Raw genomic sequence first — 13387 nt, forward strand, 5'->3', positions numbered from 1 at the left:
AACCAAGAATACTGAGATTTTTCACTATTATCATGAACAGGCAAGATTCCTGTGAAGCGAAGAGTGAGTTTTCTTGTGGGGTAGGCAGGAGAACCCGCCCGAACCAAGAATACTGAGATTTTTCACTATTATCATGAACAGGCAAGATTCCTGTGAAGCGAAGAGTGAGTTTTCTTGTAGGATGGGCAGGAGAGCCCGCCCGAACCAAGAATACTGAGATTTTTCACTATTATCATGAACAGGCAAGATGCCTGTGAAGCGAAGAGTGAGTTTTCTTGTGGGGCGGGCAGGAGAGCCCGCCCTTCCCAGACTTATTGAGAATGGCACAAGATGTAAGTTACAACGAGTCTTTTGGTAAAAAACCCGGTTTCACCGGTCCCCATGCCTAAGTCCTAAGAATGCTGCTGCACTCTATTTTTAAGCTTGATACTTTTTCAGAATAGCAACTTTTTCCGGGAAGATTTCGATCGCCATTTTGTCATCATAACGAGTCGCGAGCGATCGCCTCACCTCGCCCAAAAACAGCGGCTGCGACACTCCAGGCTCTGGATGTATAATTGTACGAACCCGGATTGTCAAGTAGTCTCTGCCGCGTCCCGATCGCCCTGGAGAGTACAAATCCGCAGCCACTTGCTGCATCGTTGCTTCTAATTCCGATTCCGTGATCGAAGGCGGCACAGAAACTACTGTTTGAGCGCCGCCAGTATCGTAAACTAAAGAATAGCGCACCGCACCAGGAATTTCAGTACGGGCAAACAGTCCCAAACCCAGACCGAATATACCCGCAGCAATTACGGCCATAAAGCTTGTCACTCCTACCAATCGGAAGCGAAAACCCCATTTGAAGATAAATGCTATAACTGTTAAAATAGCTAAAGCTACAGTCAGAATTCCCGCCCATTGGGCGTACATTAAAAGGCTAGAATTTACGGTCATTTGTCAATTTGGTAATTGGTCATTTGGTCATCAGTCATATCGTTTCCGGTTGCATGGGAATGATAAAGTCAAGGTCAATAATTCCAGATTCCCCGACTCCCGACTCCCCACTCCCGACTCCCCATCATTCCGGTGTAACCGGAATTGATATCATCAAGCGTTTCGGGCCACAAGCAGATAAGTCATCATATCGCCTTTGCCTTTCACCGGAATCACGCCCCGCTCCTGAAAAACGTACTTATCCCGCAGGCGCTCGTAGGTAGCAACAGTCACCTGAATGGCGCCGGAGACGCCTTGAGATTCCATCCGGGAAGCAGTATTTACCGTATCTCCCCACAAATCGTAAGTAAATTTTTTAGTACCGATTACCCCAGCTTCCACCGGGCCTGTGTGGATGCCGATGCGGATGCTGAGCGGCTGACCTCCCTTGGTACGTATCTTAGTCATTGCTGCTTGAATTTCCAGCGCCATTTCGGCGATCGAGTCGGCGTGGTTGTCGCTGGGCGTCGGCAAACCGCCCACTACCATATAAGCATCGCCGATCGTCTTAATTTTCTCAAGTCCGTAGCGATCGGCCAACTCGTCAAAAGCCGAAAAAATCTCGTTGAGCAACTCCACCAACTGGGCCGGCAACAAATGAGCCGAAAGCTTAGTAAAACCGACCAAATCGGCAAACATCACTGTTACCTCAGCGAAACTGTCTGCGATCGTACTTTCCCCGTGTTTGAGGCGCTGCGCGATCGCCTTCGGTAAAATATTTAACAGCAAACGCTCCGACTTTTCCTTTTCCAGGCCCAACTCCTGTAAATACGCCTGCTCCTTATCCCGCAGCCGCTTCTTTTCCAGACAAGCGCTAATCCGAGCCTTGAGCAATACCGGATTGAACGGTTTAGAAAGATAATCCTCCGCCCCCAACTCTATACACCGGACGACACTATCGATATCGTCTACCGCCGAAATCATAATCACTGGGATATGGCGCAAATTTTCGTCCGCCTTCAGATTTTCGAGCACTTGATAGCCGTTCATTTGCGGCATCATAATGTCTAGAAGCACCAAATCAAAAGGATCTCTTCGCAACATTTCCAGAGCTTGGAGACCATCTTCAGCAACAGTCACCACGTGGCCTTGACGCTGAAGTCGGCGGGCGAGCAAATCGCGGTTTACCTCATTGTCGTCAACAACCAGTACGCTGCCCTCGTCACCTTTCATGTCATCGCCTCTTTCAGAAGCATTTCAATTTTACCCAAAAGTCGGGGAAACTCGACCGGTTTGGTATCGTAGTCGTTGCAGCCGGCGGCCAAACACTTTTCGCGATCGCCCGCCATTGCGTGAGCCGTCAGCGCAATCACCGGAATCCTGCTAGTTTCAGGAGTCGCCTTAATTTGCTGGGTTGCTTGCCACCCGTCGAGCACTGGCAGACTCATATCCATCAGAATCAAATCTGGTACTTTCGCGAGTGCCATCGACACCCCCTCAGCACCGTCAACAGCAATAAATACCTCGTGTCCCTTGCGGGCCAGACGCCTGGAAAGCATATCCCTATTCATTTCGTTATCTTCGACCAACAGGATTTTAGCCATTGGTTTTCTCCTTGCCTTTCGAGTCGTACCTGCGATCGAACCTGTCATTCACTATAGAGCGAACATCGCGCAACAAAGTATCGCAACTGTAGACTCCCTTTTGTAGCACCCGAGCGACGTAGCCGTTTAGCTGCTGGCTTTCGGCTGGAGTTAGGTCTTTACCCGTGATCGCTACTATAGGTATAGGATCTCGAGAATGCGATTTGCGAAGTTCGCCGATCAACTCAAAGCCATCCATGTCTGGCAGCATCAAATCCAGCAGGATCAAATGTGGCCGGGCAATTTCTAGCTTCTCGAGAGCAGCGCGCCCACTATCAGCTTCCGTTACTGCCCAGCCTTGTCTTTCTAGTATGCGCCGCAGTATTTTGCGGCTGGCAACGTCGTCTTCCACAATTAGAATCTGACCGATCAAATTGTTACTTGCAACGCAGTTTTGGTCCCGTCGGTACTTGTTCAACAAAGCAGCCAGGCGTTTGCCGTCCACTGGTTTGGTGAGGTAGTCCGAGGCCCCCAATGCAAAGCCGAGGCTTTTGTTGCCCACAAAGGATAGCAGGATTACTGGAATGGAGGCAAGCTCAGGATCTGCCTTCAGGGCCGAAAGTACAGTCCAGCCGTCCATTCCCGGCATGATCACGTCGAGGGTAATGACATCAGGCCGCAGTTTTTTAGCGAGTCTGAGGGCTTGCTCGCCGCCGTCGGCGACTTCTATGTGCAGTCCTTGGCGACAGAGGGCGCGCTCGATCAAATCCCGCGATATCGGGTCGTCGTCAACTACCAGCACCGTGCCCGCAGCGGGGGATCCCGGATATCTAGCGCTGTCGCGAACTTTGTTGGCGATTTCCGGCTGTTGGATGGCGCTGGGCAAGAGTACGGTGAAAGTGCTGCCCGAGCCCAAGGTGCTGCTGGCCTCAATGCTGCCGCCCATCATCTGACAGAAGCGCTGGCTGATAGCTAGTCCCAAACCGGTACCACCGTATTTGCGGGTAGTCGAGGCGTCAGCTTGGGTGAAAGGTTGGAAAACTCGCTGCAATTGCTCTTTTGTCATGCCGATACCGGTATCGGCGACGCGGAAACTTAAAAACTCGGAGTTGGAAATTAAAATTTGGGAAGATTCCTCTTGATTTATCATTTTTAATTGTTCATTTTTAATCCTTTCCACTCCGATCGCAATTTTCCCATTTTGCGTGAACTTGGCAGCGTTGCTGAGCAGGTTCAGCAGCACTTGCCGAACTTTGGTCATGTCGGCGTGCATGGTGTCGAGGTTGTTTCGACAGTACACTTCTACGGTGTTGCCGTTTTTCTCGACCAGCGGTCTCGCCGTGGCGACAGCGCTTTCAATTAAGGCATGGATGTCGAAGGTTTCTAAGTAGAGATCCATTCGACCTGCTTCAATTTTAGAGATATCTAGGATGTCGTCGATCATCGACAGCAGGTGTTTGCCGGCGCTGCGGATTTTTTCGAGGTCGGGGACAAAAGCTTCATCGCCCAACTCTTCGGCTTCTTCTGCGAGCATTTCGCTGTAGCCGATGATGGCGTTGAGGGGTGTGCGCAGTTCGTGGCTCATGTTGGCCAGAAATGTGCTTTTTGCCCGGTTGGCTGATTCTGCTGCTTCTAGAGCCTGATGCAAGGCGGATTCTGCAAGTTTGCCAGCGGTGATGTCTTGGACTGTGCCTTCGTAGTACAAAACGCTACCGCTTTCGTCGCAGATGCTGCGGGCGTTTTCAGAAATCCAGATTGTGCTGCCGTCTCGGCGGTATACTTGGGATTCAAATTTTGACACTTGGCGGACCGCGCCCAATTGGGCCACAAACTCGGCGCGCCGCTGAGGGTCAACGTAAATTTGGCGGTTGATATCTGTGAGTTCGGCTAGCATTTGGGCAGAGGATTCGTAGCCGTAAATCTCGGCTAGTGCGCGATTGGCGCGGAGGTACCGGCCTGAAGGCGTTGTCTGGAATATGCCTTCGACTGCGTTTTCAAAGATGCTGCGGTAGCTTAATTTCTCTTGGATCAAGGCAATTTCTGCTCGCTTGCGCTCTAGGGCATTGGCGAGCATTTCTCCTACCATTTTTAGCTGTGTGGATATTTCGGGCGATTGACCTGCTCTTTGCTTTAAGGCATCGAATCCGAGAAATCCTACTAAAATTTTACTGCAAATTAGGGGAATAATTATCAGCGATTGGATATTTTTTTGCGGGTTTTTTGATTCTACATTATTAATGGAAGCGCCAATCGAGGGTATGGAGGGGATTGCTGTTTGATTGGCTGTTTGGGATGGGGAGTCTGTCTGGAATTCTGCTGGATTTTGACCGATAAAATAGGCAATTTCGGCGATTGCTGGGGGCGTGAGTTCGCCGATTTCTGGAATGTAGAGGCTTTCGGCACGAGCGAGTTTTTCTGCGATCCAAGGGATTTGTGCGATGTCTATTTGTTTGTCGCTGCTGTCTTTTATTGCCGGAATGCCGGCGGCGCACCACTCGTAGGTTTTTTCGGCGCGGGTTTTGTCTTCAGATAACAGGTAGATGTAACTGCGGTCAAACCCGCTCGAGGTGGCGACCGCTTCCAGAGTTCGATCGATGCCTTTGTCTATTTCTGATAAGGACCCGCTGATGAAATGGGTTGACAAACTGGCAATCAACTGAGCGAATTCTACTCGATACTGCCAAGATTTTTCTACTTTTTTGCGATCGGTAACGTCTCGAAAGCTCCAGACTCTCCCGACTCGGTTCGCTCCAACTTTTTTTGATGGTAACGAAGTTAATTCGATAATTTTTCCGTCTTTAAATTCTAATAATTCGCAGATTTGAGTATCTGGATCTGCCGACTCTTTTATCACGTTTTCGATAAATCCTTGGGGGTCTTTTAATTGTTCCGCGGCGAAGGGGAATCCTGTGAAGATAGTTTTTTTGACACGGTCGAAGGTCGATCGGCTCAACTTTCCTTGGCTTGCGGACAAACCCCACATCTCGACAAATTTCTGATTGTAATTGCATATATTGCCGTTGCTGTCAACCGCCAGAATTCCCGCATCTGTAGATTCTAGAACTGCTTGCAGCATCGAGAGCAATTGCTTGTGTTCTCTAATAATGTTAATGTCAAAAATGTCAAAAAACACCAAGACTGAGATTTCGCCGCCCTCAACTGCGGGATAAAAAAAATAGGAAACTGGTAAAATCTTGCCGTCGTGGCTCCGAAACTTGTCCTCCCAATTGCTGTTGGGTTGACCGGAGGCTCTCGCCTCTTGTAAACCTAGTGTAGGTGCGATCGCTGCATCTTCACTCTTGCTTGGCGGCTGTTTCGGAGCCGTCAAAACTTGGCATTTCTTGCTTGGATTTTGCCTTTTGGCGATGCGCTCTAGCAGGGAAACAGCTGCAAGTTCCGACTCTCCACATCCCAGCAAGGGTTCGGCCTCTGGATTGACCGAGATAACAAACCCCTTCGCGTCAATGATACACAATCGGGTCCCCAAACTGTTGACAGTCGCCTGCAGTCGATCGATGGATGAATCTGTTGGAGAGTCTTGAGGCGACTGGGGCAAGGCGGCCAAGTCCTGTAGCGCCACTGGCCCTACGATCGCACAAACCTGCAGCAGCGGTTTCTGCTGCCAAACAGCGCAGTCATAGCTACAACTTACCTGCTCTAACAATAGCTGCCACTGCTCGGCAGTGGGAGGGGGGGACTCGCCGGCTAAACCGAGCTGTTCGAGTTGGCGCTGGAGGTGGGGATGCATAATTTCTGGCGCTTTGTAGGCAACTTTCTACAGTATATCTTTTTAATTAATTGTATATATACCCAGCTATACAGTTACTGGAAAGGTACGCGAGCCGCGAGCAAATCATAGGTTTTATCGAGAAGCCGATCGAGCATCTCTGCTATCCACAATCTTTCAAACTGCGCTGATTATATTTATAGCAGAAGGAAGAAGGCCCTGCGGCACCCTTCGGCTTTCTTCGCTGGCTTGTCGCGAGCGGGTAAAAAGAAGCAACAAATAAAGAAGAAACAATCGAACGCAAGGATTTTAGCAATTAAGAACGTCCTCACCCTCTTGGTGGTTGGTATATTCTCAAAAATTTTTCGATTGTCAACAAACTAATGCTCTGAATCTCGGTTGCACCCTTAAAAATGATATCATCTTATGATACTGAACTTACGCTCTCAAACCCGGTTTCTGCCAAAACTCGCTTTTTTGACTGCCCGACTGAGGTGAAGAAACCGGGTGTCGGGATCGAGAGTGCTGAGCGTCATGACAAAATTAGTGGACGGTTTTAGCTGCGTTTTGACACTCGATCGCCTGATGGGGCCATCTTGCTTGATTAAGCTGGGCGATCGACACTCAGGATGAGAGTACCTGGTTTATTGTTACCGATATGTCGCGAGCGAGTGCGATCCTCTTCGAGGGCTTCGCTAACGCACTTTTTTAACACCGACTTCACAAAAGAATGCAACTGTAGGCCCGTGCTGCAAACCCATATCGAGTCAGTCATTCCCAATTCTTTAATCTACAATCCTTCGACCGATCGCTCACGCCGAAGTCTAAAATCAAAAATGGTATAACTTATTTTAACGAATTTTCCAGCCATCAACCAGGGAATCCGAATGAGATCCTGTGGGAGCCTCTCTGTTGTGCTTTTTACTCGGAGCTCAGATGCTGCCGATCGTGTCCGGTAAAATAACCTATTTTATTAGCGCCGTTCGTTCCCAGACAACAGAGGAATCTGCGTCCCCTGAGGGAGAAACTATTTTATTAGCGCCGTTCGCGCCCAAACAATATAATTTATAAGTTTATAGTCAGGACTAAAGCCCTCTTCCTCTCTGCATGAATCAGGATTTGGTAGTTACTGCGAAGTTAATTAGCTTAGATAACTAAATATCCTATTATACATCGATAATACCGAAATAATAAAAAAATAAATCGGTTGAGCCAAGTGATAAATTATGTTCAAAATCTTTCTACCTGCTAGCGAAAGAATCAGCAAATTGCCGATGCTAATAAAATTGGCAGCGAGCGAAAATAACTGTCAACAAATTATTATTGATCGGAGTTTTCGGTTGATTGCGAAAAGTCAGTCAAAATAGCTGGCAGCCGAATTGTAAAAGTAGAACCTTTGTCCAACTCGCTGAATGCGGTAATGTCTCCGCCCATCATTTCGCAGAATTCCTTAGTAATCGTCAGCCCCAAACCAGTGCCGCCGTACCTCTTAGTACTTGAGGAATCGGCTTGCATGAAAGGATCGAAGATTCTGGGTAACTGTTCGGGACTCATGCCAATGCCGGTATCTTTGATTGTAAAAACGATCCATTCTTGAGAGGCAGACAAGGTATTTTCAGCTTTGCCATCTCCTCTATATGCTCCAAGTCTTTTGCCTTTCGAGGCAGCCTCGGCGGGGGTTTCGAGGGAGCGGGTAACGGCAAAAGTAATCGTGCCCTGGGAAGTAAACTTCGAGGCATTGCTCAGGAGGTTGACCAGAGACTGCCGGAGTTTAGTTTTGTCGGTGTGCATCAAGCCAATATCTGACGGGCATTGTATTTCTAGGATATTATTTTTTCTTTCTGCGATCGGCTCGATCGTAGCGACTACTTGCTCAACCACATTTAAAATGGTGAAGGTTTCGAGGTGTAATTCGATGTCGCCTGCTTCAATGTTGGTCAAGTCGAGAATACCTTCAATCAGGGTTAGTAGGTCCCGGCCGGACGAGGTAATAATCTTGAGGTCGTCTATTAACTCTTCGGCACCGAGGTCTCGGGCCTCCTCTTGCAGGGTCTGACTGAAGCCGATAATGTGGTTCAGGGGGGTTCTGAGTTCGTGACTCATGTTGGCGAGAAAAATGCTTTTCGATCGATTTGCAGCTTCGGCTACTAATGCGGCCCGGCGGAATTCTTCGGAACGCAAGCGTTCGGTGATGTCGCTGGTCATGATTAAAACACACTCGGTGCTGCCGAGGTCGATGAGTTCCTCCGACAGCAGCCAGTCGCGCACTTCGCCGTCTTTGGTGCGAATTTTGATTTCTTGGTTGCCGGTCGAATTTTGTGTGTGCAAAATCTGGGCGAGCCGCGGCTCGTCTTCTGAATTGACCCACATTCCTAAGTCCCTGGCGGTGCGGCCGATCAATTCGTGCCGCGGCCAGCGTAATGAGCGCAAAAAGCTTTCGTTGGCATCGAGGAAGCATCCGTCTGTGAGGGTGCAAATGCTGATGCCGACTGGGGAGGCGTGAAAGGCCTTGGAAAATCTTTCTTCAGAAGAACGCAGGGAGGCTTCTGCTTGGTGGCGTTCGGCGACGGTGGCGGCTAAGACTAAGCCGGTGACGGCGATGACGGCGATGAAGGCTTGCAGGGATAACAGTGCTTGGGGGATGCTGCTGGCGTGTTTGAGAAAGGGGCCGCTGCCTCGGGCTATGCCCCAGATGGCGAAGCCGCAGAGGACGAAGTTGGAGAGGGCCGTGTAGCGCTGGCCGAATCGAAAGGCAGCCCAAACTACTAGGGGAAATGGTAAGTATTCGAGGGGATAGCGGGCGTAGGCGGCGCGGGTGCGGGAGCAGAAGACGAGCCAGCCGATTGCTAGCAGCAGCAGCAGCCAAATCGCTCGTTCAGCTACCTTTTTGCGATGGCTGGGGACTTTGGGCAATTGTTGCCACGTCAGCAGCAGCGGGGCGACGAGCAAAATTCCCATAGCGTCTCCCATCCACCAAGTCCCCCAAATCCTGCCAAAATTGCTCCAGCTAGATAAATCGGTCAGACATACGACGATGCTGCCGATGGTGGAGTTGATCAGGGTAGATCCCAAGGCTGCTAGTCCGACTATTGCTAAAACGTCTTTGAGCCGATCGAGCCGTGCGCTAAAGTTAATGCGCTGCAGAAGATAAGTTCCCGCCCACGCTTGCAGGGTTCTGGCGGCCGCCGAGATCAAGGCCGTGGCGATGTTTGCCGACGGTACGCTCATGCTGAACACAAAGCCTCCAAGAGCGATTCCCGGCCACAGTTGCCGCCCGAACACCAGCAGGGCGGCTTGGGCAATTCCTGCAGCAGGCCACATGGGGTAGATTGCTGAACTCAGGTTGAGGTGGGAAATTGCGAATTGCGACGCCCAATAGTAGCTCAGGGCGATCGCGCCTACCGCGAGGAAGTACCGCCAGGAATGTCCTTTGATGGCATTAAGGAACTTTGTCTGCATTGTCGTTTGGGGAAAAGGTGGACGGTTGTTGGGGTTTTAGTAAATGGCACGGGACGGGCACAGGGTAGGGAAAATGTTTCTATTAAGTGATGGTAGGTCATGGGTGGTAGGTAGGGGGAGAATTTTTTGAGCTAACTTTTTGTGGCGCCGTTGAGGGTTCGGTTTTTTTTGCTGTTCGATCGAATCTGCGCATAAATTGCGGGAGTATCGGTTTTTTGCCAATATATCTCTAATGACTAAGCATTTAGTTTGTAAATTTTTGGTTTTTGTTAATAATTTATTACAGAGCGATAGCCGACGTCTTTTCGTGTCGGGCGATCGCAACTCGATTTAACCTAAAATCTTGCACCATTCTCAATAATACCTAAGGCACCGATAACCGCGACACAAAATATCAACTTTCAGGTAAGCCCGGAGCAAAAAACCCGGTTTCTGACTAGAATTGCTGGCAGAAGTAATTTTACGATCATTTTAAACCAATTAATCGAGGCTTCAAGTCTTTCATCGAATACAGTGGAAGTGGATAATTTACAGGACAAAAAAATATTTTTTCTTCTCTATTTCCCTTTGGCTCTTGCAATATCTAAGGTTAGTGTCAAACGCTCTTGAGATTCTCTAAGGGCGTCTTGGGGGTTGCGCCCGAGAAGGGTTGCCTCTATGGCGCGACCGAGATTTTCTGACAGGCGGGAGTAACCTGAAATAATGGGTCGCGCTCTGGCTGAGTTCATTTGCTCTAAAAATACTCGCAAAACAGGGTTTTTTTCCACAAAGCTTTGATAAGCTTGGCTCTGTCTCGATTTTAAGTTAATTGGCAAGTAACCTGTCCCCAATGCCCATGCTGTTTGGAATTCTTCACCTATAACATATTCTAAGAATACTAGGGCTGCTCGCTCTCGTTCTGGCGAGGTTTTCATTAAAAATAGGTTTTCACCCCCTAGGACGGCTGCGGGGCGTTTGAGGAGCGGTAAAGGCATGGCGGCGTAGTCGATACCGCTTTGCTGCAACTGTGCTAGCGTCCACGGCCCGCTGATTTGCATGGCGACTTTGCCTGCAATGAAGTTGTCGAGTTCGTAACCGCGTTCGGGTGCTGACAGTATTGCTGAACCTTCTTTTAACAAGTCTCTCCACAATTCTAAGGCGGCGCGAGAGCCCGGACTGTCTATTTGGGGTACGGGAGTTTGAGGTGTTTCGGGCATGAGTTCGCCGCCTGCGCTGAACATGAATGGCAGCCAGGTAAATACTGTCCATTCTCCTTTGCCTAGGGAGAGCACTATGCCGTGTTGGTCTGTGCGACCGTCTCCGTTGGTGTCTCGCGTGAGCGATCGGGCTACTTGCTTTAATTGCGCCCAATTCTGCGGCACTTTTTTGATTCCTGCTGCTGCAAATAAGCTGGGACGGTAAAATATGGCGGTGTTATTTGTGGCTAGGGGAACTGACCAAGTGTGTTCGCCGAGTTCCATTGACTCGAAGAGTGCGGGGTAGATTTCGGCTTTCCGGGGCGATTTGTCGAGCCAGTTTTCTAAGGGTACAATTGCGTTTAGTTCTGCTAGTTTTCCTGAAATTATGGCACTATTCCACAGCAAATCCGGCGGTGCATTTCCAACTATTGCTGTTAGTATTTTTGGCAGTTGTTGGTCGGGCTGGCCGATGTAAAGTGGTTCGATCTGGATGTTGGGATGTGTTTTGTTGAATTTGTCTGTGAGGGTTTGAAATACGTCGCGATTTGGCGGGGGATTGATGCCGTGCCACAGTGTGAGTTTGAGCGGTTCGCCGTTTTGGGATGCGGGTGTTGTGCTGTTTTGACAGCCGCTTAATATTAGCAAATTTAAGGTTAGTAAAATGCCGATCGCTAGTTTTATTGGCCTTTTAATTGCTTTGGAGAACTTGGATAAAATCATTTTTTAGTTGCATTCAGGGAAGAATATTTTTTTTAACCGCAGAGGTCGGCGGATAGTCAGAGGTTGGTAAAACGAGCTAAATCTAGAAAATCTGCTGGTAACTGATTTGTCTCTCCATCCGAGGTATTTTGAAACAAAACGGTGAAAGCTCCTGCTCCTAGTCTATCTTGCGGCCACATCCGATAGCAAGGAATTTCTGTCAGGTGCGATCGATATTTTTCTAAATGAGGAACAGTGACTGGCCCAAATTCGGGGAATTTGCTTAACAGCCATTCGCTGACTTGTTCGTTTTCTGCGGTTGAATAAGTGCAGGTCATGTATGCAAGATAACCTTGCGGCGCTACAATTTTAGCAGAATTGGCTAAGATTCTTTTTTGGCGGTTGGCATTGCTGTTGATGGTGACATGATGAAAGCAGCCGGGTGCTTTGTCTCCTTTTGCTAAGAGTGATTGACCAGTACAAGGAGCATCTACTATTACTAAATTAGCAGTTTGTGGTATTTTTTCGGCAAGTATTTTTGAATCGACGTTAGCGGCGGCGGATGGTTGAATCTGGCAGCGTCTTAAATTCGAGATAAGCATTCCCATGCGTTTGCCTATGACTTCGTTGCACAACAGCAATTCTGGGTTTAAGGTTTTCCAGGAAAATACACTCTTACCTCCGGGGGCGGCGCACATATCTAAGATTAGTTTGATTGGCTGCGGTATTGTTAATAAGGTGGAGGCGGCGAAGATTGAGGAAAAGTCGAGACAGTAGTAATGTCCTGCTTGATGTAAGGAATGTTTTCCCGGCTTTGATTCTAAGGCCAGTCTATCTACAAATTCCGGTTGCCAAGAGACGGGAATTTCGACAGTAAAGGGGTTTTCTGTTGGTTTTGGTTGCAGCCACAAGATGGCAGGATTAAAAGCTTGGGGATTGATAACAGCCTGAATAAATTTTTCTTGTTCGGCGGTGTCTGCAAATAAGCTGCGGCTGAGTTTAAGCAGGAGATTCGACGATTTTTCCATGTTGGGGGAGATATGATAAGACAATACGTTTAGGTTAAGCTCGATCCCCCCTAAAAAAGGGGGGGACAAGAAAATTCTTAAATTCCCCCTTCTTAAGGGGGATTTAGGGGGATATCCGGCCGATAAACAGTGTTAACTGAACAGTATTGTATGATAAGATTGAGATGAGCAGTAACAAAGGTTAATCAAATGATAATTCCTAGTGTAGAACAGTTAGATTTAACTTGGGAAGAATGGATGCAAAATCCTCCTGACGGGACGGAGTGGGTGGACGGTAAAGTTATAGTTAAACATCCTGTAGAATTTGTCAATGGAGAAGTAGTAGGGAAACCGGGAATGACTGCAAAGACTCGCCGCCTTCAAGCTAGATTAGTACGATATTGGGGCATTTACATGGAATCAAGCGGCCAAGGCGGCGAGGTTTATGTGGAAGTCACTTGTCAAACTCTGAAAAAAGGACGAATACCGGATGTATCTTATATTACTCCTGAACTATTGGCGCAAGTTGGGGAGTTTTCTGTTTTGTCGCAGAGTTTTCCGCTGCTAGCTGAGATTGTTTCGCCTAGCGATTTTGCTGATGATGTTTTTGCTAAGGCACAAGAGTATTTGGATTCTGGTTGTCTGGAAGTTTGGCTGCTGTTTCCTAAAAGCAGTTGGGTGTTAGTAATTACTCAAGGTGAGGTAGTTTTATTTAAGCCTGGTGAGGTGGCTAAAACTCAGGTTGTGTTGCCCGGATTTAGCGTGGCGGTGGATGAGTTAATGGCGTAGTTTTGTGGTTATTATTATAAAAACTAACTA

General features: G+C 48.5%; 10 protein-coding genes. 2 read left to right on the forward strand and 8 right to left on the reverse strand.

Annotated features, from left to right (window positions below):
* Positions 1-417: 417 nt before the first annotated feature.
* From QUB61_RS07465 to QUB61_RS07490, 6 genes are all read right to left on the reverse strand, one after another.
* Positions 418-936, reverse strand: coding sequence for a Ycf51 family protein (locus tag QUB61_RS07465; RefSeq protein ID WP_333125805.1), 519 nt, complete (start codon positions 934-936; stop codon positions 418-420).
* Between the two features lie 153 nt (positions 937-1089).
* On the reverse strand, positions 1090-2148 hold the full coding sequence (locus QUB61_RS07470) for an adenylate/guanylate cyclase domain-containing protein (protein ID WP_333125802.1): 1059 nt from the start codon (positions 2146-2148) through the stop codon (positions 1090-1092).
* Positions 2145-2519, reverse strand: a complete 375-nt coding sequence (locus tag QUB61_RS07475; RefSeq protein ID WP_332953312.1) for a response regulator — start codon at positions 2517-2519, stop codon at positions 2145-2147. Before QUB61_RS07475 ends, QUB61_RS07470 begins: the two co-directional genes overlap by 4 nt.
* Entirely contained in the window at positions 2512-6246 is a 3735-nt protein-coding gene (locus tag QUB61_RS07480; RefSeq protein WP_333125799.1) for a response regulator, read from the reverse strand. The genes QUB61_RS07475 and QUB61_RS07480 overlap by 8 nt, the downstream gene beginning before the upstream one ends.
* Positions 6247-6829: 583 nt before the next feature.
* A complete protein-coding gene (locus QUB61_RS07485; RefSeq protein WP_333125796.1) occupies positions 6830-7000 on the reverse strand; it encodes a hypothetical protein in 171 nt (56 codons plus the stop codon).
* A 545-nt stretch (positions 7001-7545) separates the two neighbouring features.
* Positions 7546-9660: an MASE1 domain-containing protein gene (locus QUB61_RS07490; RefSeq protein WP_333125823.1), complete on the reverse strand. Its 2115-nt coding sequence runs from the start codon at positions 9658-9660 to the stop codon at positions 7546-7548.
* Here QUB61_RS07490 and QUB61_RS07495 point away from each other — a divergent pair.
* A complete protein-coding gene (locus QUB61_RS07495; protein WP_333125826.1) occupies positions 9589-9774 on the forward strand; it encodes a hypothetical protein in 186 nt (61 codons plus the stop codon). The two genes, QUB61_RS07490 and QUB61_RS07495, sit on opposite strands and share 72 nt — an antisense overlap.
* A 467-nt stretch (positions 9775-10241) precedes the next feature.
* Here the strand turns inward: QUB61_RS07495 and QUB61_RS07500 are convergent, their stop codons facing one another.
* Together QUB61_RS07500 and QUB61_RS07505 are read right to left on the reverse strand one after the other, a co-directional pair.
* Positions 10242-11582 carry an ABC transporter substrate-binding protein gene (locus QUB61_RS07500; RefSeq protein WP_333125794.1) on the reverse strand — a complete coding sequence of 447 codons (1341 nt, stop codon included), beginning with the start codon at positions 11580-11582 and terminating at the stop codon, positions 10242-10244.
* Positions 11583-11638: 56 nt separating this feature from the next.
* The gene (locus tag QUB61_RS07505; RefSeq protein ID WP_333125792.1) at positions 11639-12589 is read right to left on the reverse strand and encodes an RsmB/NOP family class I SAM-dependent RNA methyltransferase; all 951 of its coding nucleotides are present in this window, start codon (positions 12587-12589) and stop codon (positions 11639-11641) included.
* A 189-nt stretch (positions 12590-12778) separates the two neighbouring features.
* On the opposite strand from QUB61_RS07505, the gene QUB61_RS07510 reads away from it, so the two are divergent.
* Positions 12779-13357, forward strand: a complete 579-nt coding sequence (locus tag QUB61_RS07510) for a Uma2 family endonuclease (RefSeq protein WP_333125790.1) — start codon at positions 12779-12781, stop codon at positions 13355-13357.
* Positions 13358-13387 lie beyond the last annotated feature (30 nt).

The organism is Microcoleus sp. C2D2, assembly GCF_036702495.1.
In the GTDB taxonomy this organism is placed as follows: domain Bacteria; phylum Cyanobacteriota; class Cyanobacteriia; order Cyanobacteriales; family Microcoleaceae; genus Microcoleus.